This window comes from Terrabacter tumescens (genome assembly GCF_014646815.1).
GTDB lineage: Bacteria > Actinomycetota > Actinomycetes > Actinomycetales > Dermatophilaceae > Terrabacter > Terrabacter tumescens.
Map to the genome: position 1 here is coordinate 152,869 of NZ_BMNZ01000008.1, position 24,037 is coordinate 176,905.

23 protein-coding genes are annotated in these 24,037 nt (G+C 71.6%); 13 read left to right on the forward strand and 10 right to left on the reverse strand.

Annotation, left to right across the window (positions count from 1 at the left end; translation table 11 throughout):
* Nucleotides 1–13: 13 nt before the first annotated feature.
* Nucleotides 14–514: a DUF5063 domain-containing protein gene (locus IEY30_RS19030; RefSeq protein WP_030202330.1), complete on the reverse strand. Its 501-nt coding sequence runs from the start codon at nucleotides 512–514 to the stop codon at nucleotides 14–16.
* A gap of 187 nt (nucleotides 515–701) precedes the next feature.
* Here IEY30_RS19030 and IEY30_RS19035 point away from each other — a divergent pair, with 187 nt between their 5' ends.
* Nucleotides 702–1,031 carry a hypothetical protein gene (locus tag IEY30_RS19035; protein ID WP_030202328.1) on the forward strand — a complete coding sequence of 110 codons (330 nt, stop codon included), beginning with the start codon at nucleotides 702–704 and terminating at the stop codon, nucleotides 1,029–1,031.
* Between the two features lie 259 nt (nucleotides 1,032–1,290).
* On the opposite strand, the gene IEY30_RS19040 is transcribed toward IEY30_RS19035, so the two are convergent.
* The 3 genes from IEY30_RS19040 to pdxY all read right to left on the reverse strand — a co-directional run bounded on the left by IEY30_RS19040 (nucleotide 1,291) and on the right by pdxY (nucleotide 4,266).
* A complete protein-coding gene (locus IEY30_RS19040; RefSeq protein WP_156035464.1) occupies nucleotides 1,291–1,830 on the reverse strand; it encodes a hypothetical protein in 540 nt (179 codons plus the stop codon).
* Nucleotides 1,831–1,926: 96 nt separating this feature from the next.
* A complete protein-coding gene (locus tag IEY30_RS19045; protein WP_030202323.1) occupies nucleotides 1,927–3,195 on the reverse strand; it encodes an ATP-binding protein in 1,269 nt (422 codons plus the stop codon).
* 222 nt (nucleotides 3,196–3,417) lie between these two features.
* On the reverse strand, nucleotides 3,418–4,266 hold the full coding sequence (gene pdxY / locus IEY30_RS19050; RefSeq protein WP_030202320.1) for a pyridoxal kinase PdxY: 849 nt from the start codon (nucleotides 4,264–4,266) through the stop codon (nucleotides 3,418–3,420).
* Nucleotides 4,267–4,319: 53 nt separating this feature from the next.
* Between pdxY and IEY30_RS19055 the strand changes: the two genes are divergently transcribed.
* The 4 genes from IEY30_RS19055 to IEY30_RS19070 all read left to right on the forward strand — a co-directional run bounded on the left by IEY30_RS19055 (nucleotide 4,320) and on the right by IEY30_RS19070 (nucleotide 6,607).
* A complete protein-coding gene (locus IEY30_RS19055; RefSeq protein WP_030202318.1) occupies nucleotides 4,320–4,676 on the forward strand; it encodes a GntR family transcriptional regulator in 357 nt (118 codons plus the stop codon).
* A complete protein-coding gene (locus tag IEY30_RS19060) occupies nucleotides 4,673–5,632 on the forward strand; it encodes a DUF1648 domain-containing protein (RefSeq protein WP_030202316.1) in 960 nt (319 codons plus the stop codon). Before IEY30_RS19055 ends, IEY30_RS19060 begins: the two co-directional genes overlap by 4 nt.
* Nucleotides 5,633–5,654: 22 nt before the next feature.
* Nucleotides 5,655–5,984, forward strand: coding sequence for a rhodanese-like domain-containing protein (locus IEY30_RS19065; RefSeq protein WP_043417302.1), 330 nt, complete (start codon nucleotides 5,655–5,657; stop codon nucleotides 5,982–5,984).
* A 116-nt stretch (nucleotides 5,985–6,100) separates the two neighbouring features.
* Nucleotides 6,101–6,607, forward strand: coding sequence for a CD225/dispanin family protein (locus IEY30_RS19070; protein WP_052358908.1), 507 nt, complete (start codon nucleotides 6,101–6,103; stop codon nucleotides 6,605–6,607).
* Between the two features lie 22 nt (nucleotides 6,608–6,629).
* Here IEY30_RS19070 and IEY30_RS19075 read toward each other — a convergent pair whose 3' ends face one another.
* Entirely contained in the window at nucleotides 6,630–7,367 is a 738-nt protein-coding gene (locus tag IEY30_RS19075; RefSeq protein WP_156035463.1) for a hypothetical protein, read from the reverse strand.
* Nucleotides 7,368–7,654: 287 nt separating this feature from the next.
* Between IEY30_RS19075 and IEY30_RS19080 the strand changes: the two genes are divergently transcribed.
* Nucleotides 7,655–9,337, forward strand: a complete 1,683-nt coding sequence (locus IEY30_RS19080; RefSeq protein ID WP_030202298.1) for a phospholipase C — start codon at nucleotides 7,655–7,657, stop codon at nucleotides 9,335–9,337.
* A 58-nt stretch (nucleotides 9,338–9,395) separates the two neighbouring features.
* On the opposite strand, the gene IEY30_RS19085 is transcribed toward IEY30_RS19080, so the two are convergent.
* Nucleotides 9,396–10,256 carry an Fpg/Nei family DNA glycosylase gene (locus tag IEY30_RS19085; RefSeq protein WP_030202296.1) on the reverse strand — a complete coding sequence of 287 codons (861 nt, stop codon included), beginning with the start codon at nucleotides 10,254–10,256 and terminating at the stop codon, nucleotides 9,396–9,398.
* 12 nt (nucleotides 10,257–10,268) lie between these two features.
* Entirely contained in the window at nucleotides 10,269–11,381 is a 1,113-nt protein-coding gene (locus IEY30_RS19090) for an App1 family protein phosphatidate phosphatase (RefSeq protein ID WP_030202294.1), read from the reverse strand.
* Between IEY30_RS19090 and IEY30_RS19095 the strand changes: the two genes are divergently transcribed.
* The 3 genes from IEY30_RS19095 to IEY30_RS19105 are packed head-to-tail and all read left to right on the forward strand — an operon-like array spanning nucleotide 11,380 to nucleotide 15,166.
* Nucleotides 11,380–12,093: an N-acetyltransferase gene (locus IEY30_RS19095; protein WP_229675098.1), complete on the forward strand. Its 714-nt coding sequence runs from the start codon at nucleotides 11,380–11,382 to the stop codon at nucleotides 12,091–12,093. The genes IEY30_RS19090 and IEY30_RS19095 overlap by 2 nt on opposite strands.
* A gap of 59 nt (nucleotides 12,094–12,152) precedes the next feature.
* A complete protein-coding gene (locus IEY30_RS19100; RefSeq protein WP_156035462.1) occupies nucleotides 12,153–13,205 on the forward strand; it encodes a hypothetical protein in 1,053 nt (350 codons plus the stop codon).
* Between the two features lie 35 nt (nucleotides 13,206–13,240).
* Nucleotides 13,241–15,166 carry a penicillin-binding transpeptidase domain-containing protein gene (locus IEY30_RS19105; RefSeq protein ID WP_043417322.1) on the forward strand — a complete coding sequence of 642 codons (1,926 nt, stop codon included), beginning with the start codon at nucleotides 13,241–13,243 and terminating at the stop codon, nucleotides 15,164–15,166.
* A gap of 183 nt (nucleotides 15,167–15,349) precedes the next feature.
* Here the strand turns inward: IEY30_RS19105 and IEY30_RS19110 are convergent, their stop codons facing one another.
* On the reverse strand, nucleotides 15,350–17,290 hold the full coding sequence (locus tag IEY30_RS19110; protein WP_229675099.1) for an N-acetylmuramoyl-L-alanine amidase: 1,941 nt from the start codon (nucleotides 17,288–17,290) through the stop codon (nucleotides 15,350–15,352).
* Between the two features lie 293 nt (nucleotides 17,291–17,583).
* Here IEY30_RS19110 and IEY30_RS19115 point away from each other — a divergent pair, with 293 nt between their 5' ends.
* Nucleotides 17,584–18,258 (forward strand): hypothetical protein, encoded by a 675-nt coding sequence (locus tag IEY30_RS19115; protein WP_229675100.1) that lies wholly within the window; start codon nucleotides 17,584–17,586, stop codon nucleotides 18,256–18,258.
* A 201-nt stretch (nucleotides 18,259–18,459) separates the two neighbouring features.
* On the opposite strand, the gene IEY30_RS19120 is transcribed toward IEY30_RS19115, so the two are convergent.
* Together IEY30_RS19120 and mobA are read right to left on the reverse strand one after the other, a co-directional pair.
* A complete protein-coding gene (locus IEY30_RS19120; RefSeq protein ID WP_030202279.1) occupies nucleotides 18,460–20,517 on the reverse strand; it encodes a M4 family metallopeptidase in 2,058 nt (685 codons plus the stop codon).
* Nucleotides 20,518–20,773: 256 nt separating this feature from the next.
* On the reverse strand, nucleotides 20,774–21,388 hold the full coding sequence (gene mobA / locus IEY30_RS19125; protein ID WP_162181025.1) for a molybdenum cofactor guanylyltransferase: 615 nt from the start codon (nucleotides 21,386–21,388) through the stop codon (nucleotides 20,774–20,776).
* Nucleotides 21,389–21,413: 25 nt separating this feature from the next.
* Here mobA and fdhD point away from each other — a divergent pair, with 25 nt between their 5' ends.
* The 3 genes from fdhD to IEY30_RS19140 form a co-directional block, all read left to right on the forward strand.
* Complete coding sequence (gene fdhD / locus IEY30_RS19130; protein ID WP_030202275.1) at nucleotides 21,414–22,262, forward strand: formate dehydrogenase accessory sulfurtransferase FdhD; 849 nt, start codon at nucleotides 21,414–21,416, stop codon at nucleotides 22,260–22,262.
* A 35-nt stretch (nucleotides 22,263–22,297) separates the two neighbouring features.
* A complete protein-coding gene (locus IEY30_RS19135) occupies nucleotides 22,298–22,636 on the forward strand; it encodes a YciI family protein (RefSeq protein ID WP_030202272.1) in 339 nt (112 codons plus the stop codon).
* Nucleotides 22,637–22,761: 125 nt separating this feature from the next.
* The coding region (locus IEY30_RS19140) for a DUF222 domain-containing protein (RefSeq protein WP_188960172.1) at nucleotides 22,762–24,037 on the forward strand (1,276 nt) is incomplete at its 3' end.

The window sequence follows — 24,037 nt, forward strand, 5'->3', positions numbered from 1 at the left end:
TGCCGCATGGCCGTCACGTTCGTGGCGAATCGGATCGGGCTGCGTGAACGGCTCGGAGAGCCTCCACGGCATGCCTGCCCCAGTGGATCTCGAAGTGGAATCGCCACTCCCACACGGCATTGTCGACCGTCGGGGGACCGCCCACGAGCGATAGACCAGCACGCAGGTCATGCCAGATGTCAGCCAGGTCATCGGCGAGCGGCAGGTTCACGACCTCAGGCTGCTGGTCGCCGCGCACCTCCGCCGCGGTCCAGTAGTCACCGACGCCAGCAAGTATCTCGTTCAGCGCGACGTACCGCTTCCGCCACTCGCCGTAGCTGACCTCATCCGCCTCGACGTCGTCCGACGGCTCAACCGCCGGAAGACGCACGACCAGCTCCAGCAACCGCGGGAGCAACACCGCCAGGTCATCGAGGACCGTAGCGCGCGGAAGAGTCTCGACGTGCTCGATGAGTTCGCAGTAGGAGCGGGCGACTTCGATGAACGCCTCAACAGGTTCGGAGGGTGAGGGCATAGGGGCCAGCCTTCGTCATGACTGGGATGAGTGCAAAGAGGGATGGCTGCACGGTGCCGCATCCACCCGTCACGGCACCGTGCGGCTGGCGCCGGTCTGGCCATTGTGGAAGGAGCCGAGCTCGTCCACCCTTCCCGGCTGCGTGCCATGAGATACTGCCGGATTCTCCGACTCTGGGAAGGTCTTCGTGTCCGACGTGCCGGTTCCTCGCCCCAGAGTTGTGTGTCTGTGCGGGTCCCTGCGCTTCGGCAGGGAGTTCGCTGCTGAGCGCGAGCGTCTGACGCTCGATCTGACGATCGTCCTGGCCCCTGAGGCCACCGACGTGTCCGTCTCGGACCCCTCGCTCGTCCGCGCCTTGGGAGAGCTGCACCTCCGTCGGATCGACCTCCCAGATGAGGTGCGAATCGTGAACCCCGGTGGTTACGTCGGCGAGGCCACCCGGCGCGAAATTGCGTACGCCCACTCGTGGGGCAAGCAGGTGACGTACCTCCACCAACCTGCCACGGATGACAGCTAGACGGGGCAGCGCTCGTGACTGCCCTCTCCCTCAACGGCGACCGGTGACACGTCAGACTTTGGCGTCGACGCAACCCCGGACTCGAAGTAGCCCAAGGCGAGGGCAGCCGTGTGGTCCGCGACGGCGATCGCGACGTCAAGGTCAGTGAGGAGTCCCATCACGCCCAAGGTATCCAGCGGCCGCCGTCCGTTCGGGGCAGCCCGAGGCAGGTCCGTGAAGTGATGGCCGGGCAACGTGCCGCCGGAGGCAGGTGGGGAGCTCAGAGAACGCCCGCGAGTCCACCGAACAGCGACATGACCAACAGAGCGGAACCGCTCCACAGCACCATGACGACCCAGCCCATGATCCGCGGCTTCGCACGGCTCTCGCGCCGAGAGGTCTCCCGCCACAGCCGTCGGAGCCGAGGCGTCGACTCCCAGCGGGGCTTCGAGCTCCCGGACGAGGTCACGAAAGCCAGCCGCCACCGCGAGCGCACCATGAGGACGTCGAGCGTGGCCCCCCGGCCGGGAACGACAACTCGCCTCGCGGCGACGGGCTCGAGCGGCACGGTTCGCCAGCCCAGCACGGTAGGAACCTCGATCATGCCCCCGTGCTCCCGGACGGCGCGCAGTGACCCGACGGGCAGCAGCAGGGCTGGAGCGAAGAGGCCGAGGACGAACGCAGTCAGCAAAGTCAGTTGCGGGATCCAGTGGTCCGGGACGCCCGCCACGTCCGCTCGTGCCGACTGCCACGAGGCACGGGACGTGCGGGCCAGGACGACCATCGTCGCCGCCACGACCAGCAGCACTCGGCCGCCCACGACGAGTATCGGAACGCCGGACCGTTTCCTCTCTCGCGTCACGGCTTCCCCGACCGTGGAGCCGCCCCCGGAATCGCTTCCCACTGGCACGGGCCGTCAGGACTGGGTGCGGAGGTAGCGCCCGAAGTGCGGCACCGTGAAGGCGATGAGGCCGCGCTCGCCGGAGTAGATGAGCCCCTTCTTGATCAGGGCGTCGCGGGCGGGCGACAGCGACTGCGGCTTGCGCCCGAGCACGTCCGCCACGGCCGAGGTCGGGACAGCTTCGCGCTCGGTCACGCCGTCGCGAACGTATGCCGCGACGTCACCTTCCGCTGGACCCTCACCTTCCGAGTCCCCCTCCTGCGCAGGCGAGTTCACGAGGGCGGCATCGGCCATCGCCCGGAGGTACTCGCGCTCCGCCGGCGTCGCGCGCTCGAAGCGCGAGCCGAAGAAGCCGACGGCGAGCTCGGACTCGGCCTCGGGCACGGCGACGCGGATGTCCTGCGCGGTGACGGGCGAGCTGGGCGCGACGTCCCAGACCACCTTGCCGTACGCCTGGATGAAGTAGGGGTAGCCGGCGGTGACGGCATACATCTCGTCGAGGGCCTCCGGAGTGAACTCGCACCCCTCCTCCGAGGCCGGCCCCACGAGGGCGCGGTCGGCCGAGTCACGGGGCAGCCGGTCGATGCGCGAGTAACGAAACAGCCTCTCGGAGTATGACTTCGACGCGGACAGCACGGCCGGCAGGTGCGGCAGTCCGGCGCCGACGACGATGACGGGCAGCCCCGACTGCGAGATCTCGTGGCAGGCCGCACAGAGGGCGGACACGTCCTCGGGGTCGAGGTCCTGCATCTCGTCGATGAAGAAGGCGACGCCCTTGCCGACGTCGGCCGCGAGACCGCCGATGTCGGTGAGCAGCTCGACGAGGTCGATCTCGATGTCACCGGAGTCGGCGCGCCCGGTGACGGCCGGCACGTCGATCCCTGGCTGCCACCGGTCGCGCAGCTTGGCGCCGGTCGGGGCGTCACGCAGCGCGAAGGCCTTGATGATGCCGAGCACCTGGTCGATGTCCTCGCCGCGCGGGTGGCCGAGCTCGCGCACGGCCTGGTGGGCCGCAGCAGCGAGCGGCCGCCGCAGCCGTTGGTCGGGGCGCGCCTCGAACTTGCCTGTGCCCCAGTCGGCCCGGACGGCGGACGAGCGAAGCGCGTTGAGCAGCACGGTCTTTCCGACTCCACGCAGCCCGGTCAGCACGATCGAGCGCTCGGCGCGGCCGCGGGCGATCCGCTCGAGCACGACGTCGAAGGTGCGCAGCTGCTCGTCGCGGCCGGCGAGCTCGGGCGGGCGCTGGCCCGCGCCCGGGGCGTACGGGTTCGTGATCGGGTCCACGCTCGGAGGCTATATGCGTCTCTACGACAAACCTGAGACATCCGCAGAGAGCGGCATCGGCGCGTCGCGCCATCCCGGCCCCACACACCGTCTGCATGGAATCCGAAGCCACTTGGTTCGGATTCCACCGAATCAGGGCATGAAAAAGCGCCGTTCCGCACGGTCAGGGGTGGTCATGCGGAACGGCGCGTTGCGACTATAACGCGCTTCTGGTCGAAACGGTCAAGTGGCAGGAGAGATTTCAAAAACTTCGTCAGGAGAGGCGATCGCGTCCTGCTCCTGGACGAGCAGCATCTCGTCCGAGCCACTGGCGTGGGTGCGCTCCAGCACGGCATACATCGTCGCCGCGGTGCGGCTGAGCGCGACCTGCGGACCGTCGGTCAGGTAGTGGGCGAGGAAGATCGCGGCCGTCACGTCTCCACCGCCACGCACCGTCATCGGCAGCAGCGGCGTCGTCACGACCCACGCGTCGTCGGCGGTGACGCAGGCCATCTGGATCGTGCCCTCGGGGGTGTCCGACGTCAGCGTGCTCGTGACGAGCACGACCGACGGACCCTGCGCGACGAGCTCGCGCGCGGCGGCGACGAGGTCGGCCTGCGTCCCGACCTCACGGCCGACGAGGAACTCGAGCTCGAACTGGTTGGGCGTCACGATGTCGGCCCGGGGCACGACGTGGTCGCGCATGTACTCGGGGATGCCCTCGCGCACGAAGAAGCCGCGACCGACGTCGCCCATGACCGGGTCGCAGCAGTAGATCGCGGCGGGGTTGGCGGCCTTGACCCGCGCGACGGCGTCGAGCACGACCTCGCCGACCGCCTCGGCGCCCTGGTAGCCGGAGAGCACGGCGTCGATCGACGGGAAGGCCCCGCGCTCCTCGACGCCGTCGATGACGGCGCGGACGTCGGTCGGTGCGATGAGCGGGCCGCGCGTCGAGCCGTAGCCGGTGTGGTTGCTGAAGGTCACCGTGAGCACGGGATAGACCTCGTGCCCGAGCCGCTGGAGCGGGAAGACCGCGGCCGAGTTGCCGGCGTGGCCGTAGGCGACGTGGGACTGGATCGACAGGATCTTCACGCGCCCACCATAGTCGTTTGCAAACACTGACTAGTTATAGTCATACTATAACTATGCTGTGGCAGGTCGACCCCACCTCGAACACTCCCCTGCACGTCCAGGTCGCGGCCTGCGTGCGACGGGAGATGGCCTCCGGGCGCTTGGCGCGCGGCGACCGACTCCCCTCCGCCAAGGAGGTCGCCGCCGTCCTAGACGTCAACCTCCACACGGTGCTGCGGGCCTACCAGTCCCTGCGCGACGAGGGCCTCATCGACCTGCGCCGCGGACGGGGCGCGGTCGTCACCGCGACCGATCCCGGCGGGGACGCCCGACTGCGCACCCTCGTCACCGAGATCGTCGCCGAGGCCCGTCTCCTCGGCGCCACCCCGACCGACCTGACCCGACTCATCGAGAGCGAGTTCCAGCGATGACCACCGACCGCCGACCCACCCATGCCCTCGTCGCGAGCGCCGTCCTCGCTCCCGTCGTGGCCGCCTCCGGCACCGCGATGGCGTATGCCGTCCGCGACCGTCTGCCCGACGAGCTGGCCGTGCACTGGGGCATCGACGGCGCGCCCGACCGCTTCACCTCCTTCACCGGCGCGGTGACCACCGCGGCCGTGATCACGGCGGTGGTCCCGCTCGCGCTCGTCGGGCTCGGCACCCTGATGCACCGGTCAGCCCGCGGCCCTGTCGCCGCCATCGTCGGTGGGCTCGCCGTCTTCCTCGGCGGCCTGCTCTTCGGCGGACTCGTCGCGCAGAGACCGGGTCAGGCCGCCCAGGCCTTCCCGCCACAGTGGGTGGCGCCCACCCTCGTGCTCACCGCACTCGTCGCCCTCGGCCTGTGGCGCTGGGGACGCACGACGCCTCCCGGGACCGCCGGCCACCGCGAGCCGCTGCCGGCCGATGCCGCCCGTCTCGACGTGCCCGCCTCGACCCGGCTCGGATGGACCGGTCGGGCGAGCCTGCCGGTGCGTCCGACGATGGTCCTCGCCGTCGTCGTCGCCCTGCCACTCGTCTGGGTCGCGCTGGCTGGGCACCCGTGGGTGTGGGTCCTCGCGATCGGCCTCGGCGCTCTGCTCGCCGTGACCCTGTCGGCACGCGTCACCGTCGACGCCGCGGGCCTGCGTGTCTCGAGCGCCGGCTTCACGTGGTCGAAGGTGCCGCTCGAGCGGGTCGCCTCCGCCGACACCACCACCGTCCGGCCGATGCGCGACTTCGGCGGCTGGGGCTGGCGCATCGGGATGGACGGCCGGCGCGGCTACGTGACCCGCGGCGGCGAGGCGCTCGTCGTCCGCCGGCTCGGCGAGTCCGACGTCCTCGTGACCGTCGACGACGCCGACGAGGCGGCCGCCGTGCTCAACACGCTCGTCGCCCGCGCGTCCTGACCGACCCGGCCACCGTGTCACGATGGAGCACATGAGCATCCCCACGACCACTGTGTCCGAGCTGCCCGACGACGCCGTCCTCGTCGACGTCCGCGAGGCCGACGAGTGGGCCGCCGGGCACGCCCCGAACGCCATCCACATCCCGCTCGGCGAGCTGCCGTCCCGCATCGACGAGCTGCCGGACACCGACGACACCGTCGCCATCGTGTGCCGCATGGGCGGCCGGTCCGCGCGCGCCGTGCAGTGGCTCGTGCAGCAGGGCTACGACGTCGCCAACGTCGAGGGCGGCATGGTCGAGTGGCAGCGGGCTGGCAAACAGCTCGCGGCGGACGGCGACCCCAGCATCATCTGACGGGTCGATTCGTCCGGTTCGCGGACGGGCCGCCCCTGCGCATGGAACGCTGTCGCTCCTGACGGGTCTCACCAGTGACCCACCGATGGCACGTTCGAGCCAGGAGCACCCGGACCATGGACGACCGACGACCCGACCCCACGCAGGACACGTGGTCCCAGTGGCTGCCCGACCTCGAGTCGCCGCAGTCCACTTCGCCCACTCCGGGCGTGGCTCCCGGGTCCACGCCGCCGGTCGGGCCGGACGCTCCGCCGACGTCACCGCCCGCTGCGCCGGTCCCGCTGCCGCCGCCCGCCAACCGGGTCGACCCGCTGCCGTATGCCGCAACCCCCATCGCCGAGTGGGTGGGCCCCCGCCCGGGCCAGGCACCACCGCCGTCGACCCGCCTCGGCTGGGCGATCCTCTGCACGATCTTCTGCTTCACGCCGTTCGGGATCGTCGCCATCGCCAAGTCCACGCAGGTCAGCCCGAAGTGGGCGCTGGGCGACTGGGACGGCGCCCGCGCCGCGTCGCAGTCGGTCAAGACGTGGTGCCTGCTGGCCGCCGCGACCTGGCCCGGCTCCTTCATGCTCTTCAGCTGCATGGGCATGGTGGGCGGCGGCCACCTCTCGATCCGCCTCTGACGCCTCTGACGCCTCTGGGCCCTCAGGACACGGGGATCGGCGCCGGCGGCGTGCACACGAGCTCGTCCCCCTGCGGTGCCATCGAGGCGGCCTCGACGACCCCGCCACCCACCGCCGACGGACGGGACTGCGCCGCACGGTCGGCCACCTGGACGCAGAACTGCCACTGCTTCACGCCCGGGTCGACGGCGGCACGGGGGGCCACGAAGGACTCACCGGGCACGTCGAGCTTCAGGGGCGACGCGGCATACGCCTTCCCGCTGACCGAGGCGCCCGCGGGGACGACATGGCCACCCATGACGGGGGCGGCGGCGAAGCGCACGTTGGGGCTCGTCGCGAACCCCTGCTTGCTGATGCGCAGCACGCCGGACTGCTCGTAGACCCAGGCGTGCTTGGCGTCGACGTCGGCTGCCAGCGCGGCGCTGCCGAGGTCCGCGGGCACGACGTCGTAGGCGAGGAGCGGCTTCGAGCCGGTGTTGGTCACGGTGTAGTCGACGACCAGACCCGGCATGGCGGCGATCCCCGCCCCCGTCGTGCCGGCCGGCTTCGGACCACCCGGCGCCATCGTCGCCTCGAGTCGCACGTCGCCGACCGTCACGGTCTGGGTCGACGCAGCGTGCGCCGACGTCGAGGACGCCGTGCCGCCGCTCCCCCCACCGGCAGGCGTGGCCACCCCCGGGGACGGTGTCGCCTGACCGCAGGCACTCGTCACGAGCACCGCTGCGATGGTGGCGAGCACGGCCGGGGTCCTGGGCGTCATCGGCTTCATGATGGGGAAGACAACCACGGACCGGGAATCGTTGCAGCCCGAGCCCATCTCGTCCGACCGATGGCTCGCGATGGGTCGGTCGACGTCCAACCTGTGCTTTTGCTGGGAGTTCGCTGACAGGATGGCCAAGCGCTGGCGCATTTCGGGCAAACACTCCTTAAGGGACGGCGTCCGGGCCTCCCGCGTGGCCTGCGGCCGGGGCTAGCGTGAGCGGCGCGGGCCGGCAACGCGCCTCGGCGCACCCGCCCAGGCCGACCGCAGACCGTCGGAGGAGACCCATGAAACGTCCGGTCCGTCTCGCGCTCGCAGGGCTCGGCGCTGCCGCCCTCGTCACGCCGGTCATCGCTGCCGCTGACACTGCCGCCGACGCCGCCGTGGTCCACCACGAGCCGGGCTCCTGGGCCTCGCCCTCTCACCGGACGTCGACCCCGATCAAGCACGTCGTCGTGATCTTCGGCGAGAACGTGTCGTTCGACCACTACTTCGCGACCTACCCGCGTGCTGCCAACCTCCCGGGCGAGACTCTCCAGGGCTCGACGACGCCGGCTCCCCGCTTCACGGCCGCGGCGGGCACCCCGAGCGACATCGCCACGCTCGCCCACGACGGCCTGCTCGCGCCGGACAACCCCAACGCGTCGCAGCCGGAGCGGCTGACGCCGGGCCAGGCCGTGACGTGCGACCAGGACCACAACTACACCAACGAGCAGAAGGCCTACCACTCCGGAGCGATGGACCAGTTCGTCGAGTTCACGAGCGAGGACACGTGCTCCGCCCCGGCCTACGGCCGGCCGGGCCTGACGATGAACTACTACGACGGCAACACCGTGGCCGCCCTCTGGAACTACGCGCAGCACTACGCCATGAGCGACCACGCCTTCAGCACGACCTTCGGGCCGTCCACGCCCGGCGCGATCAACCTCGTCTCCGGGCAGACCCACGGCGTCAAGGAGTTCACCGCCGACGGCAAGCCCGCGGCGACCCCGTCGACCGGCGACTACACGGTGCGCTTCCCGGACGCGAACGGCGTCGGCACCATGACCGGCGACCCCGACCCCGTCTACGACGACTGCTCCAACGCCAGCCACACGAGGCGCAACCCGCTCGCCGCCATGACGGGCCGCAACATCGGTGACCTGCTCAACGCCAAGCGCATCACGTGGGGCTGGTTCCAGGGCGGCTTCACCCCGACGACCGCCGCGGCCCCGGGCAAGCCCGCCGCCTGCCTCACCTCGCACCGCAACGTGGCCGGGGTGAGCTCGACCGACTACAACCCACACCACCAGCCCTTCCAGTACTACGCGTCGACGGCCAACCCGCATCACCTGGCGCCCGCGAGTCTCGCCGAGATCGGCCACGCGGGCCGGGCCAACCACCAGTACGACCTGTCGGACTTCGACCGGGTCGTCGCGAGCGGCAACCTTCCCGCCGTCAGCTTCCTCAAGGCCGCGAACTACCAGGACGGCCACGCGGGCTACTCCGACCCCATCGACGAGCAGCGGTTCATCGTCAAGCAGGTCAACGCGATCCAGCAGAGCAAGCACTGGAAGGACACGGCGATCATCCTCGCCTACGACGACTCCGACGGGTGGTACGACCACGTCGCCGCGAAGCTGCAGAACGCCTCGAACACGAGTGACGACGCGGCCTTCTGCCGCGACGCCGCGGCGGCTGGGGTGCCGATCGCCCGCGGCTACCAGGACCGCTGCGGGCCCGGGCCGCGACAGCCGCTCATCGTCGTCTCGCCCTTCGCGCGGACGAACTACGTCGACCACCGGCAGACCGACCAGGCCTCGATCCTGCGCCTCATCGAGGACAACTGGGGCCTCGGCCGCATCGGCGACGGGTCGGCCGACGCCTGGGCCGGCTCCCTCGGCGGGCTGTTCACCTTCGGTGAGTCCCGCGCCCCTCAGGTCGTCCTGGGCTCGACCGGCGCCGTGACCTCGGTGCGCCCGACCCTCTAGCCCGACCCTTACCTCGTCCCGCGGGCCCGACCTGTGGTCGCACCTCACGGCCCCGCGGCTACTTGAGCAGCCGTGACATCCGGCGGTCGGCGAGCGGCTTGCCGCCGGTCTGGCACGTCGCGCAGTACTGGAGCGAGGTGTCGGCGAAGGACACCTCGCGCACGACGTCGCCGCACACCGGGCAGGCCTCGCCGGTGCGGGCGTGCACGCGCATGCCGGCGCGCTTGGCGTCCTTGAGCTCCTTGGCCGGCTTGCCCGACGCCGTCGCGACCGCGCTCTCCAGCGTGTCGCGCAACGCGGCATACAACCGGTCGACGACCTCGGGAGCGAGCGTGCCCGCGATGGCGAAGGGGCTGATCTTGGCGACGTGCAGGATCTCGTCGGAGTACGCGTTGCCGACGCCGGCGATGAACTCCTGGTCGCGCAGCAGACCCTTGATCTGGGTGCGCCGGCCGTCGAGCATCGACCGGAACCGCTCGAGGGTGAAGTCGTCGGCCATCGGGTCGGGCCCGAGGCGTGCGATGCCGGGCACCTCGGCCGGGTCCTTGACGATGTAGGCGGCGAGCGACTTCTTCGTGCCGGCCTCGGTCAGGTCGAAGCCCGAGCCGTCGGACAGCCGCACCCGCAGGGCGATCGGCGACTTGCCGGGACGCACGACGGTCGTGGGCAGCTGGTCGGACCAGCGCAGCCACCCCGCGCGGGCGAGGTGGAAGACGAGGTGGGTGCCGTCGGCGTCGATGTCGAGGAACTTGCCGTGGCGGTGGACGCCGTCGATGGGCGCTCCCTCGAGCGCCTGCGGCGGCGGGTTGAAGGTCTTGAGCACGCTGAACGAGGCGAGCTCGACCCCCGTGATGGCGAGACCGTCCGTCCGCTCGGCGAGGAAGTCGACGAGCGCCTGCACCTCCGGCAGCTCAGGCATGGCCCCAGTCTGTCATCCGGGGGCGACGGAACGGCCCGGTCGCGAGGGCTGTTCGTCGCTCGCGACGACCTCGCCCACCTTGCCGGCCGCGTCGAGCACCCGCAGCAGCCCGTGCCCGTCCGCCGCGGAGTAGGTCGGCACGGAGCGAGAGGCCCACGGCCGGATCGGTGAGTCGATCTTCATCGGGTTGGACAGCACCTGCTCCGTCGGTGACAGGTGCCGGATGCAGATGGCGTCGACGCGCTCGGGCCTGGCCTCGGCGAAGTCGGCGTAGATCTGGGGGTCGTGCTGACCGTCGTCGCCGACGAGCAGCCACCTGATGTCGGGGAAGTCGCGGGCGAGGCGGTCGAGGCTCGTGCGCTTGTGCGCCTGCCCGCTGCGGAACCACCCGGTGTTGGTGGGCCCCCAGTCGGTGAGCATGAGCGGCCCGAGCGGGAAGCCGTTCTCGACGAGGAAGCGGTTGAGGGTGGCGGCGGTGTTCCACGCCCCCGTCGAGACGTAGACGATGGGCGCGCCCGGATGGGCCGAGAGGATCCGGCGGTACATCGGGGCCATGCCCGAGACCGCGTGCCGTGCCTTGCCGCGGCGCACGAACGTGTTGAAGGCCGCGATCATCGGGCGCGGCAGCATCGTCGTGATGACGGTGTCGTCGATGTCGCTGACGATGCCGTGCGTGACCCCGTCGGCGACGATGAAGACGTCGGCGGCGACCGGGTCGGCGCCCTGCACCTCGACGACGACCTGCTGCCAGCCGGGCTCGAGTCCGTGGTCGCGGGCCACGATGTCGACGTGGCCGCCGCGGTCGGACCGGCCGTAGACCTCGCGGTCGCCGACCGTCACCTTGACCGGGACGCCCGTGGCGGGCGAGGTGATGAAGGCGCGCCAGCCGCGGTCGTAGTGGGCCGGGCTCAGGGCGCCGGTCGCGTCCTGACGCGGTTCGGGCCCCTCAATGTGCTCACGACCCTTGCGCCCGAGGAGGACCCGCGCGTAGACGCGGACGAAGGACGACGAGCCGTAGCCGACGTGCGTGATGATGCGGTTGCCCCAGCCACGGCTGCGGAGCACGCGTTCGACCTGCTCGTGGACGGTGTCCTCGATGATGGCGGCCGCGTGCGGTCGTGACATGGCCTCAACCTACCCGTCGGCGTGCCAGCAGGTGGACCCCGACGGGCGGCGCTGCGACGTGGCGGGTTTGATGGACGGCGTGCACCCCATCGCCGAAGTCCTCAGCAAGGCCGCAGGTGGCGACTTCCCCGCCGTCGACGGCGGGTGGCAGCGCGTCGCGCCGTGGCGCCCCGGAGTCGAGGGTGTGGTCGCCTTCACCGGTCACGCCTTCCTCGCGGTCGACGACGACGTCTCGGACGGCACGCTCGTCTCGCTGAGCCCCGACGGCTTCGGCGGCGCGAGCAACCCGCGCCTCGTCTCGCGCCTCGCCGGCACCGGCTGGATCGACGCCCTCGACATCATCCTCGTGGCCCGCGGCGCCGGCGGCGAGCCGACGCTCGTGCCGCGCAGCGACCTGCGCAACCACCCGCGCGCCGAGCACGCGACGTCCGTGCGCAGCGACGTCACGACGTTCGGGTATGCCGCGCCGGACGACCACACGCTCGTGACCCTCTCGACGGGGCTGGGTGGGCTGCCCGAGGTCAGCCTCGAGACCGACCCGGCCAAGGACCACGTCGGCGCCGATGTCGTGCGCGACGCGCTGACGCTCATTCCGGAGGGCGAGGTCGTGGTCGCGGCCTGCGCCCCGGGCAACGCGCGCGCCCTGCGCGCCTTCCTGTCCGCGGGCTTCGAGCCCGTCGCCTCCGTGCAGCTCTGGCGGCCCGAGCGCTGAGGGCGACGCCGCGACTGGCGCGACTGGCGCATGTCGGGCAGACATGATCGGATCTGCGCGTGGACAGCGGCGTCGGCATGCGTGGAGGAGCTCGGCCCGGGTGGGTCCGGGCCCGGGTGTGGCCCGTGCTGCCCCTTGCGGCCGCGGCGTGGTGGCTCGGCGGGGCGCTCCCCTGGGTCCTCGACGGGCTCGGTGCGCAGTCGCCACGCGACTGGCCGTACGACGTCGCGACCGGCTCGGCGACCGACGGCTACATCAGCCTGCTGCCCTTCACGACGGCCCGCCTCGGCCTGCTCGTGACCATCACCCTCATCGGTGGCGGCATCGCTGCCCTGGCCGTGCTCTGGGCCGGGCGCCGCGACCGCCGGCGCCTCGTCGTCGGCGTCCTCGCCGCGCTCGGCGCCCTCTCGGCCGCCGCCTACGCCATCGCCCAGTCGGCCGGTGCCACCCGCCAGCTCGGCAGTGACTTCGACCGCGACGACCGCGTGCTGCTCGGCATGCTCGCCGTCGCCGTCGCCGGCACCCTGCTCGGGATCGCACTCGGGCTGCTCGTCGTGCTCGGCGGTCCGGTGCTGCGCGCCCTGGCCGCAGCGCCGCTCGCCGTCGCCCTCGGCAGCTGGGTCAGCGCCGTCCTCGTGGCGCTGATCGGTGTCGAGCGCGCGATCAGCGCCCTGCGGTGGACACCGGTCGTCGTCGGCGTCGCAGCCGGACTGGCCCTCGTCGGTCTCGGCCTGCGACCGGCCCGGCGCCTGCTCGCCTGGGTCGCCGTGCTGCTCCTCGTCGCGATGGGCGCCGCCGGCCAGACGGCCTTCTCCTACCTCGTCGCCTACCTGCGGCCCCGCTCCGGCCTGCCCGACAGCCTGCGCGACCACGTCGAGGCCAGCCGCGACGTCTTCCTCGCCGCCATCGGCCCCGACCGCCAGGCCTGGGGCGTCTACGTCGTCGCGGTCGTCGTCGGCCTCCTCGGCTCGGTGCTGCGCGTGCGGCGTCCCGCCACCCGGCCCACGCGGCCCAAGCGGCCCATGCGAGGCGCAGCGGTGCCGCCGAGCCCGGCCACACGGCATACGACCGCTCCTGCACAGGATCGTCACGCCGACGTCACGGCCTCATGACCGGGGCGTCGCGGGGCGGCACGTACCGTGGGCACATGCTCAGGGGATCTCGCTCCAGGACTCTCGTCTCCGTCTCCCTCACGGGCGTGCTCGTCGGCACGCTGTCGGCCGGCTGCTCGATGTTCCAGTCGCCGCCCGACCCCGGCGACGCCGCACGCGCCCTCGCCACCGGCCTGGCCAAGGCCGACCTCGGCGCCGTCACGTTCAAGGGCACCACGCCGGCCAAGGCGACCGCCTTCGTGCAGGCCGCCTACAAGGACCTCGGCACCCTGCGGCCCCAGGTGTCGCTCAGCGAGATGAGCCACAACGAGGGCTCCGACCACGCGACCGCGACGCTCTTCACCCGCTGGGACGTCTCGAAGTCCGCAACCGACTGGACCTACGAGACGCGGGTCAACATGACCCTCGTCGACGACCAGTGGCAGGTGTCGTGGACGCCCGGCGTCGTCGCGCCCCAGCTGACCTCCGACGAGACGCTCGACCTCGCCCGCAAGTGGCCGCAGCGCGCCGACATCGTCGACTCCTCCGGCGGCAAGATCATGACCGAGCGCGAGGTCGCCGCCGTCGGCATCGACAAGACCAAGGTGTCGGGCGGCGAGGCCACCGCCTCGGCCAAGAAGCTCGCGGCGCTCATCGGGATCGACCCGGGCCGGTTCGCCGCCAAGGTGTCGGCCGCTGGCTCCAAGGCGTTCGTCGAGGGCGTCACGCTGCGCGAGACCGACCCGATCCTCGAGCGCAACGGGGCCGCCATCGCCAAGGTCAAGGGCGCGATCACCGTGCCCGCGATGCAGGTGCTCGGCCCCAGCCGCACCTTCGCCGCCCCGATCCTCGGCACCGTCGGCGAGGCCACCGCCGAGCAGATCAAGGCCTCCAAGGACACCCTCCAGCCCGGCGACACCGTCGGCAAGACGGGGCTGCAGTACCGCTACGACGCGCAGCTGCGCGGCACCCCGGGTCTCGCCGTCCAGGCGGTCAAGCGGGGCGCCGACGGCAGCGCCATCGACAAGCGCGAGCTCTTCGCCGAGCAGTCGACCGACGGCAAGCCGCTGACGATCACCCTCGACCAGAAGGCCCAGGCCGCGGCCGAGGCAGCCCTCGCGAAGCAGACCGCGCACCCGACCGCCCTCGTCGCGCTCCGCGTCTCGACCGGCGAGGTGCTCGCCGCCGCCGTCGGCCCGGGCGCGAACGGCGCGACCCTCGCCCTCGCCGGCAAGGAGGCGCCCGGCTCCACTTTCAAGATCGTCAGCTCGCTCGCCAACGTGCGCAAGGGCGCCACGGCCGACACCAAGCTGCCGTGCACGCCGACGCTCACCGTCAACGGGCGCAAGTTCAGCAACTACACGACCTACCCGGCCAAGCACCTCGGCGACATCCGGATGCGCACGGCGCTCGCCTACTCCTGCAACACGGCCTTCATCAGCCAGTACGAGAAGGTCAGCCAGGACGACCTCATCAGCGCCGCCCAGTCGCTCGGGATGGGCGAGAAGCTCGACCTGCCGTTCACCGGCTTCCTCGGGTCGGTGCCCAAGACCGACAACGTCGTCGAGCACGCGGCGTCGTTCATCGGGCAGGGCCGCGTCGAGGCCTCGCCGCTGACGATGGTCCTCGTCGTCGCCTCCGTCATGAAGGGCCAGACGGTCCGGCCGCAGCTCGTCGCCGACGCGCCCGCCCTGCCCAAGCCGGCCACGCCGCTCGACCCCACCGAGGCCGGCGTGCTGCGCGCGGAGATGCGCGACGTCGTGGCCGAGGGTTCCGGCACGGTGCTGAAGCCGCTCGGGGTGGAGTACGCCAAGACCGGCACCGCCGAGTTCGGCACGAAGAACCCGCCCGACACCCACGTCTGGATGGTCGCCGGCCGCGGCGACATCGCGATCGCCGCCTACAACGAGGTCGGCGACAACGGCGTGACGGGCGCGGCGCCCTTCATCATCAGCTTCCTCAAGGCCTACGACCTCCGCTGACCCCCAACCCCAAGTCGAGTGCCCACTTCCCGACGCAGGAAAGTGAGCACTCGTCGTAGCGGGGGCCCCGAGACCCGTCGAGTGCTCACTTCCCGACGCAGGAAAGTGACCACTCGAGCTTGGATATGTCGAGTGCCCACTTCCCGACGTGGGGAAGTGGGCACTCGACTGTGAGGTGACCGCCTACTGGGCCGGGACGACGTCGACGTCCGCGGCGCGCACGTACGCGAAGCGGTGGCCGAGCGAGATCTGGTAGTAGCGGTCCTGACCGACGACGTCGACGTGGTCGTTCGGGGTGTCGGCCGAGTAGGTCGTCGCGCGGTAGTAGTCCGTCGGCACCGTGAGGTCGCCCACGGCATACCGCTGGCCTGCGGCGAAGGTGTACTGCAGCGGCGCGACGGCCTGGGCCGGGATGCCCGCCGGGTAGGCGGACGCCTCGGGGTAGGCGCGGCCGTAGACGGGCGCCTTGGCCAGGCCCGCCTTGGGCACGACGTAGGAGCCCTTGACCGGGACGGCCGTCGGATCGGCGACCGGGTTGAGGAACCAGCCCTTGACGCCGTTGAACCAGATGGCGGTCCAGTCACCGCGGCGCTCGGCGACCGCGAAGGTCAGGCCGGCCTGGGCGCGAGCGCCGATGTCGGAGACCGACGTCGTCGAGGGGGCACCGTTGGCCTTGCGGCCGATGTCGTTGACGAGCGGCGCGTCAGCGGACGGGGCCGTGCGCAGGTAGACGAAGTTCGTCGGCTGCGAGCCGCAGCTGTCGGCGACCTTGCCGTCGCAGAACGTCACCGGCTGACGGTTGTCCTCGAAGCCGGGCAGGATGCGCACGAGGTCCTTGGCGTTGCCGGAGGTGTGTGCCTGCAGCGGTGCGCCGAGGAGCTGGAAGTAGTGCTCCCAGTTCCAGTAGGGGCCCGGGTCCCAGTGCATGCCGGCGACGTTGGCAGGCGTCACGCCGGGGATCTGGTCGTGGCCGAAGACGTGCTGCATGTCGAGCGGGATGTCGTACTTCGTGGCGAGGTAGCGCACGAGACGTGCCGACGAGCGGTACATCGGCTCGCTGAACCACTCGGCACCCGTGGCGGCGAAGCCCTCGTGCTCCAGGCCGATCGAGTGGCCGTTGACGTACCAGTTCCCCGCGTGCCAGCCGACGTCCTTGGACTCGAGGTGCTGGGCGATCTGGCCGTCGGAGCTGCGCAGGGTGTAGTTCCACGCGAGGTACGTCGGGTCGGTCACGAGCTTGAGCGTCGTGTCGTAGGTCGCCTCGGTGTTGTGGATGACGATGTTGGTGATCTTCGGCGCGGTCGGGCGGCTCGCCAGGTCGTGGTTGCCGTAGTCGCCGGGGTCGGAGCCCAGGCTCTCGTAGGGCGCCGGGACCCACGCGCAGTCGAGCCCGGGCGGGCAGTCGACCGGGCCGTTGTCCTTCGTCTTCTTCGCGACCAGGCCGAGTCGCTTGACCTGGGCCGCCTGCGGCGTGACCTTCGAGGGGACGAGCGAGACCTGCTTGCCGTCGACGGTGCGCCGGGACGCGCCCGAGGAGATCACGGAGTATGCGTCATCGGCGAAGGCGGCCGCGACGTCCTCCTCGGCCGAGCCGGACGCGTCCGCGACCGCCGCGAACCACTGGCCCGCGTCGGTGGACTCGCCCGTCGGCAGCCCGAGCCGCTTCTGCGTGGCGGCGAGCAGCGCGGCGCCACCGCGGATGTTGGCGAGCTCGTCGGTGCGCAGCGCATCCTCCGAGAGGCCGGTCAGCGTGGCGGCGCGGCCGAGCGTGTCGGCCACGGGGGCCGGGGCGGGTGCCGGGGCCTCGCCGAGGCCCTTGCCCTCGGACGCCGACCCGAGGTTCGCGTCGACGAGGTGCATCGGGCCGTAGCCGCCCGACGTGCTGTGCCCGGGGTTGAAGTCCCAGCGCGTCTGGGCGTACGACACCGCCTCGAGGACGGTGCGCGGCACGCCGTACTCGGCGGACGCGGCGGCGAAGGCGCGCTCCCGGCTGGACGGGTCGCTGCCCGCGCCGGAGGCGGCACCACTGGCTCCCGCGGCAGCGGCGGGGTCGGCGGCCTGCGCCGTCGGGCTGGCGAACGCCATGCCCGCGGTGACGGCTGCGAGCGCACCGAACGCTGCCACGGACCGGCGCACTCTGCGGGCCCCTGGAGTTCGGTGCGGTGTGGAGTTGGGTATCACTCGATCGTCCCTTTCGTATCACTGGGACCGCAGGACGCCTGGTTGCCGATATGGGTCCATCGGCGGCGACGTCCCTGCGGTTTTCGGTGCGTCCGGCTCCGTGCCGCGACACACCTCTGACTCCGAGCATTCCCGTGCACCTTGAGGCCCGCCACTTGAAACTGTCACCGAAGCGTTGCCCCCCGTCCCCCCGAACCGACGTGCATGGCCCGCCGAGAGGGCGCACCATGGATCACATGGGGCGCGCAGGCCTGTGCGTGGGCTTGGCCATCGCAGCACTCTTCGTCGGGGGGTGCGGGTCGGACGTGTCCACCGACAGCTCCGACAGCCCTGGTGCCGTGGGCGCGACGACCCAGAGCTCCAGCGGGTCCGGCGGGTCGACGCGGTCCTCGACGTCCACGCAGCCGCGGATCGGCTCCGGCGGCAGCGACGCCGCCCCGCCCTCCTACGGGCCGACCTTCCCCCTGACCCTGCGTCGGACGGGCGGCATCGCCGGCTTCGACGACCGCATCGTGCTCGACCTCGACGGCCGGCTGCACGTCGAGACCCGCTCGGTCCACGGCCGGGTGTGCACCCTCGCGCCGGCGCAGCAGCGCCGGCTCGTCTCGCTCCTCGCGACGTTGCGCCTCGACCCGTCGACGACCGACCTGCCCACGAGCGACCTCCCCGGCGACCAGGGCCCGGTGGGTCCTGACACCCCCGACGCCCCCGACGCGGTCACCGACCCCATCACCATCACCGTGACCGACGACGAGGCCCGCCCGATCGACCTCAGCGGCCCCTCGCTCGGCGAGGTCTCCGGGCTCGTCGGCGTGCTCGTCGGCGACGTGACGCTCTCCGTGCCGGCGACGACCCGCTGCACGACACCGACGACGTCCTCGGCGTCCTCGGCGTCCTCGCCCGCTCGCTGACGTCGCCCGGTCGCCGACCTCGCCCGCGCTACGACCTCGCCCGCGCTACGACCTCGCCCGCTCAGAGCCAATCCGGCGCCCGCGAGCTGCCCGCCACACGCACGAAGGCCGGTATGCCGCGGGGCGTGACCCCGCGGCATACCGACCTCTGGTGGTGCGTGACGTTCAGGGCTGCTCACGCAGCCCGGTGGGCTCCGTCGCTCAGAAGTTCGTCGAGACGTCGTCGATGACGAAGCTCGTCTGCAGCGAGGAGTCCTCGGTGTCGGCGAACTTCAGCGTGACGTTGGTGCCCTTGTAGGCCGTCAGGTCGATCGTCTTCTGGACGTAGGACGCCTTGGGCGTCGACAGGTTGGAGTAGCTCTGCTTCGTGACGCCGTTGATCTGGACCGTGGCCGTGTCGTAGGCGCTGCTCGTCGACGTCTCGGCCGTGTCGATGCGGATGTAGTACGTCAGCGTCGGCGAGGTGGCCGTGGACGGGACGGCGAAGGTCTGCGACTCGCTCTCCGAGCCGGAGGTGCCGTTGCCGCCGAGCCACAGCTTGTAGGAGCCGGTGCGAGCCGGGCGACCCGTGTTGTTCGTGATCGGGCCGGTGGTGCCGGTCCAGCCGGTCTGGCCGGACTCGAAGCCGCCGTTGACGAGCGAACCGCCGGTGGGCGGGGGCGTGGTGCCGCCGCACGTCTCGGTGCTGGCCGGGGCCGAGATGGCAGCCATGGCCTTGTCGACCGCGGTGCACTCGGCCGAGCCGGCGCCGTAGAGGTCCTTGGCCGCCTTGATGACGCCGGTGCGCGCCGCCGCGTAGTTGCTGCTCGAGGTGAGGTACGTCGACAGCGTGCGGTACCAGATCTTCTCGACCTTGGTGTGGCCGATGCCGGTCACCGTCGACGAGTTGCAGGTCGGGCTGTTGTAGCTGACGCCGTTGATGGTCTTGGCGCCCGAGCCCTCGGAGGCCAGGTAGTACCAGTGGTTCAGCGGGCCCGAGGAGTAGTGCGGGTCGAGGCCGCCGAGCGAGCTGCTCCAGCAGTCCTTCGAGGCGCCGTCCTTGCTCGGCTTGTCCATGTAGCGCAGCGGCGTGCCGTTGCCGTTGAGGTTGATCTCCTCGCCGATGTTGTAGTCCGGCGTGTCGGAGGGGTTGTTGGCGTACCACTCGACGGCGGTGCCGAAGATGTCGGACGTCGCCTCGTTGAGACCGCCCGCGTCGCCGGAGTAGGCGAGGCCGGCGGTGTTCTCGGTGACGCCGTGGCTCATCTCGTGGCCGGCGACGTCGAGCTCGACGAGCGGGGCGGCGTTGTTCGCGCCGTCGCCGTACGTCATCTGCGTGCCGTCCCAGAAGGCGTTGACGTAGTTCTGGCCGTAGTGGACGCGGCTGCGGGCGCCGGTGCCGTTGTTCCAGATGCCGGCGCGGCCGAGCTGGGTGTTGTAGTAGTCGTACGTCTTGCCGGCGCCGTAGTGGGCGTCGACGGCGGCCGACTGGCGGTTGCTCTGCAGGCCGTTGCCCCAGACGTCGTCGGCGTCGGTGAACGTCGTGCCGGTGCCGGACGTCGCCTGGTTGAGGTCGGTCGTGTAGTTGCCGTGCGTGTCCTTCATCGTGTAGCTCGTGCCGGCCGTCGTGGCGAGCGTGACCGAGCCGACGAAGATGCCGTTGCCGGTGCCCTCCTTGACGTCGTCCCAGCTCGTCAGCGTCTTGCCGGTGGTGGCGTCGACGATCGTGTGGAGCTTGGTCGGGGTCTGGTCGGCCTTGATGCCCTCGGTGATGACCTCGTAGGCCAGCTTGGGGCCGGCGGCCGACTGGAAGACGACGAGCTCGCCCGGCGTCGCGGTCTCCTTGTTGGCCTTGGAGGCGGCGAGACCGGCCCGGTGGGCCTCGCTCTTGGAGACCGTCGGGGTCATCGTCGACGGGGTGACGCTCTTGCGGATGTTCCACGTGACGCTCTTGACCGCGCCGGAGGAGTCCTTGTGGCTGACGAAGTCGCCCCCGATGACGCGGAGGCCGTTGATGGTGCGCTCGTAGCGGACGTGCGTGGCACCGTTCGGGTCCGCGATGACGGACTTGACGGTGAGCTTCTCGCCGGAGGCGAGGCCGAGGGCGCTCGCGGACGATGCCGCTCGGGACTGCTCGGTCGCCTTGAGGCTCTGCGACTCGGGTGCCGGCGCCTTGTCGCGCCCTGCTCCGGCCGCTGCGCCCGCCGGGATCGCCGGCGAGATGGCGAGGGCGAGGGCGAGCAGCCCTCCGGTCGCCAGCCCAGACTTCAGTCGATTCACTGGTTGCTCCTTGTCGAGATGCGGCTGGAACGCCGCTTGGAGGGAGTTCCGCCATCCCACGACTTGAGATCGGGCCGGAACGAGCGCGACGTTGGCAGTCGCGGATTCCACCGGTCAACGGGGCTTACCAAGTCTTTGCCATATGCGTTCCAAGTTCTGAGTAGCGCTTGGCTGCAAGAGGATTCGCCGCAGGGCGCGGCTTGGGCGATTTCCCAGAGTCAGCCGGGCGAGCCCTCAGCGGTCGTTCGAACCGGCCTCAGTCGGCCGTCGGAGCGGCGTCCGCACGCTCGCGCGCACGGGCCAGGTCGGTCGGCGTGTCGACGTCGAGCGCCAGGTCGGCCGGGTCGTCGACGGACTGCGTGCGTATGCCGTCTGCGAGGGCCCGCATGCTGGCTCCGTAGGCGTCGCCGAGCTCCTCGAGCCGGGCCCGGAGCGTGGTGAGACGCCAGGCCGCGCAGAGCCAGTTGCGCCGACCGTCCCGGTCGACGGTGACGGCCAGGTCGGCCTCGTCCAGGGCCTCGAGCAACCGCTCGACATGGGCGGAGGTGACGAAGGGCAGGTCGGCGGCGAGGACGGTGACGGCATACGGAAGCGGTGTGTCCGGGTCGGACGTCAGCGCGGCGACGGCGGCGGCGAGGCCGGCGACGGGACCACCCCCGGGCACCGGCTCCATGACGACACGGACGCCGTCGGGGACGCCCTGGCCCGGGCCGACGACGAGCGCGGGGTGCCCGCCGGCCGCGTCGAGCACGCGGGCGACGAGGGGGCGACCACCCACGTCGAGCAGCGGCTTGTGCGAGCCCATGCGGCGGGACGCGCCGCCGGTGAGGACGACGACGACGGCCGGCACGGTGGCTGGGGAGGGCTGCACCCTGCGAGTCTGGCAGGCTGGGTGCATGGGACGGGTGACGGTACGGCGCAAGGTCACGACGATCGACCTCGCCATGCCCTCGACCACCACCCGCCCCGACACGCTCACCGTCGAGGAGCCGCTCGAGCTGCGCGTCAACGGGACGCCGCTCACGGTCACGATGCGCACGCCGGGTCACGACATCGAGCTCGTCCACGGTTTCCTCATGTCGGAGGGGCTCATCCGGTCGGCCGAGGACATCGCGCTGGCCCGCTACTGCGAGGGTGCGGTCGTGTCCGGCGAGAGCGGCTTCGACGAGAACACCTACAACGTCATCGACGTCACCCTCGCCCCTGGGGTCGCGGCGCCGGACGCCTCGGCGACGCGGGCCTTCTTCACGAACTCGTCGTGCGGCGTCTGCGGCAAGGCGAGCATCGAGCAGCTGCGGGCCCAGTCGGCCTTCGACGTGCGTTCGGACGTGACGGAGTTCTCGGCCACGGTCATCGCCGAGCTGCCCGACGCGCTGCGCGGCGAGCAGCGGTCGTTCGACAAGACGGGCGGCCTGCATGCAGCCGGCCTGTTCACCGCCGACGGCGAGCTGCTCGTCGTGCGTGAGGACGTCGGCCGGCACAACGCCGTCGACAAGGTCGTCGGCTGGGCGCTCCAGGAGGGGCGCGTGCCGGGAGTGGGCTGCGTACTCGTCGTGTCGGGGCGCGCCTCGTTCGAGCTGACGCAGAAGGCGATCATGGCGGGGATCCCCTGCCTCGCAGCGGTTTCCGCCCCCTCGTCGCTCGCCGTCGAGTGTGCCGACGACGCGGGGATGACCCTGCTCGGCTTCGTGCGTGGGAGCCGCCTCAACGTGTATGCCGGAGCACACCGGATCACGACCAGCTGACCACCGACGACCACCTGCCGACTGGAGGCCCACCCGTGGCGATCTTTGCGATCCACTACACCTATCCCGACGACGTGACCGAGATGCTGACGATCCGCCCGGAGCACCGGGACTTCCTCGTGGGACTGCCCGGACTGCTCGTCGCGGGGATGTACCAGGACGGCCTCGACGAGGTGAGCGAGGGCGAGACGACCGACCAGGAGCCGGCCAACGCCGCCCTCATCGTCTACTCCGCCGACTCGGTCGAGGCCGTGACGGAGACGTTCGACCAGGACCCCTACTGGCTCGGCGGCTACGTGCTGCGACGCGTCGTCCGCCGGTGGGACCCGCCGCTGGGGCCGTGGGTCGCCGACCCCACCCAGTCCCCGGGCTGAGCGCACCCGAGCTCGGAGGTCCCGAGCCCGGCGTTTGTCAGGGGGACGAATCTGACTGCGCATCAGCGAGATTCGCTGTGGATGACCTCTGTTGATCGCGTCCCTTTTCGGGTAGAACAGAACACATGTTCGATGATGCGGCGGTGGCGACGACGGAGGGCCTCGAGGCTCTCGTGTCGACGCTGTCGCACGTCGGCGCGGGTGGCGAGTCCGGCCCGGCCGGAGTCACTGATCAGGTGCTGATCGACCAGCTCGCGGTGCTCGAGCGGGTGAAGTCCGCGGTGGCCGCGGCGCAGGTACGGGTCACGGCGGCGTTCGTCGACTCCCAGGAGCAGGTCGCGCAGGCCTGGTCGCAGCGGGCGCGGGAATGCTCCGACGCCGGCGACTTCGACGGGTGGCGCGCGGCGCGGGACCAGGCCCGCGCCGCGACCTTCGCGGACGGGGACAGCGCGAGCAGGGCGCGCTCGGGGGCCGGGACCGATGACGGTGGCGCGGGGTCGCAGCGGCGTCGGCGTCGGCGGCGGCCGTCGGGGATGACGGGGGTCGCGGCGCAGGTCGCGCTCGCCCGGCACGAGTCACCCGTGCAGGGCGCCGGGCACGTCCGGTTGGCCTTGGCCTTGACGACGGACCTGCCGCACACCCTGGCAGCGCTCGAGGCCGGGCAGCTGAGCGAGTGGCGCGCCCAGATCATCGTCCGCGAGACCGCCGCCCTCGACCCGGCAGACCGGCGCCTCGTCGACGCCGAAGTCATCACCGACCCCACCCAGCCCGTCGCCGCACTCGGCGACCGCGAGCTCGCCCGGAGGGTCCGGGCCGTCGCCTACCGCATCGACGCCGCCTCGGTCATGGCCCGCGCCGCGAAGACCGAGTCCGACCGGCGCGTCACACTGCGCCCCGCCCCGGACACCATGGCCTACCTCACCGCGCTGCTGCCCGTCGCCCAGGCCGTCGCCGCCCACGCCGCCCTCACCGCGGCCGCCGACACCGCCCGCGCCGCCGGCGACGAACGCGGCAAGGGCCAGGTCATGGCCGACACCCTCGTCACCCGCCTCACCGGACAAGCCGCCCCCGACCAGGTCCCCGTCGAGATCCAGCTCGTCATGACCGACCAGGCCCTCCTCGCCGGCGACGACACCCCCGCCCACCTCACCGGCTACGGCCCCGTCCCCGCCGCCTGGGTCCGCGACCTCCTCACCCGACTCCGCTACGCCACCGGGTCGGCCACCGGGACCGCCACCGGGTCGGCCACCGGGACCGCCACCGGGACCGCCGCCCAGGGTGACGCCGGGGCCAAGGCGGCGGGCGTGTGGTTGCGGCGGCTGTTCACCCACCCCGACACCGGCACCCTCGTCGCGATGGACTCGACCCGCCGCACCTTCGACGGCGGCCTGCGCCGCTACC

Excerpts from the sequence above, each read along its gene's own strand:
- IEY30_RS19030 (WP_030202330.1), bottom strand. The coding sequence starts at position 514 with ATGCCCTCACCCTCCGAACCTGTTGAGGCGTTCATCGAAGTCGCCCGC.
- fdhD (WP_030202275.1), top strand. The coding sequence starts at position 21,414 with ATGGGACGGGTGACGGTACGGCGCAAGGTCACGACGATCGACCTCGCC.
- IEY30_RS19060 (WP_030202316.1), top strand. The coding sequence starts at position 4,673 with ATGACCACCGACCGCCGACCCACCCATGCCCTCGTCGCGAGCGCCGTC.
- IEY30_RS19090 (WP_030202294.1), bottom strand. The coding sequence starts at position 11,381 with ATGTCACGACCGCACGCGGCCGCCATCATCGAGGACACCGTCCACGAG.
- IEY30_RS19080 (WP_030202298.1), top strand. The coding sequence starts at position 7,655 with ATGAAACGTCCGGTCCGTCTCGCGCTCGCAGGGCTCGGCGCTGCCGCC.
- IEY30_RS19065 (WP_043417302.1), top strand. The coding sequence starts at position 5,655 with ATGGAGCACATGAGCATCCCCACGACCACTGTGTCCGAGCTGCCCGAC.
- IEY30_RS19070 (WP_052358908.1), top strand. The coding sequence starts at position 6,101 with ATGGACGACCGACGACCCGACCCCACGCAGGACACGTGGTCCCAGTGG.
- IEY30_RS19095 (WP_229675098.1), top strand. The coding sequence starts at position 11,380 with ATGGCCTCAACCTACCCGTCGGCGTGCCAGCAGGTGGACCCCGACGGG.
- IEY30_RS19055 (WP_030202318.1), top strand. The coding sequence starts at position 4,320 with ATGCTGTGGCAGGTCGACCCCACCTCGAACACTCCCCTGCACGTCCAG.
- IEY30_RS19105 (WP_043417322.1), top strand. The coding sequence starts at position 13,241 with ATGCTCAGGGGATCTCGCTCCAGGACTCTCGTCTCCGTCTCCCTCACG.
- IEY30_RS19075 (WP_156035463.1), bottom strand. The coding sequence starts at position 7,367 with ATGACGCCCAGGACCCCGGCCGTGCTCGCCACCATCGCAGCGGTGCTC.
- IEY30_RS19115 (WP_229675100.1), top strand. The coding sequence starts at position 17,584 with ATGGGGCGCGCAGGCCTGTGCGTGGGCTTGGCCATCGCAGCACTCTTC.
- IEY30_RS19085 (WP_030202296.1), bottom strand. The coding sequence starts at position 10,256 with ATGCCTGAGCTGCCGGAGGTGCAGGCGCTCGTCGACTTCCTCGCCGAG.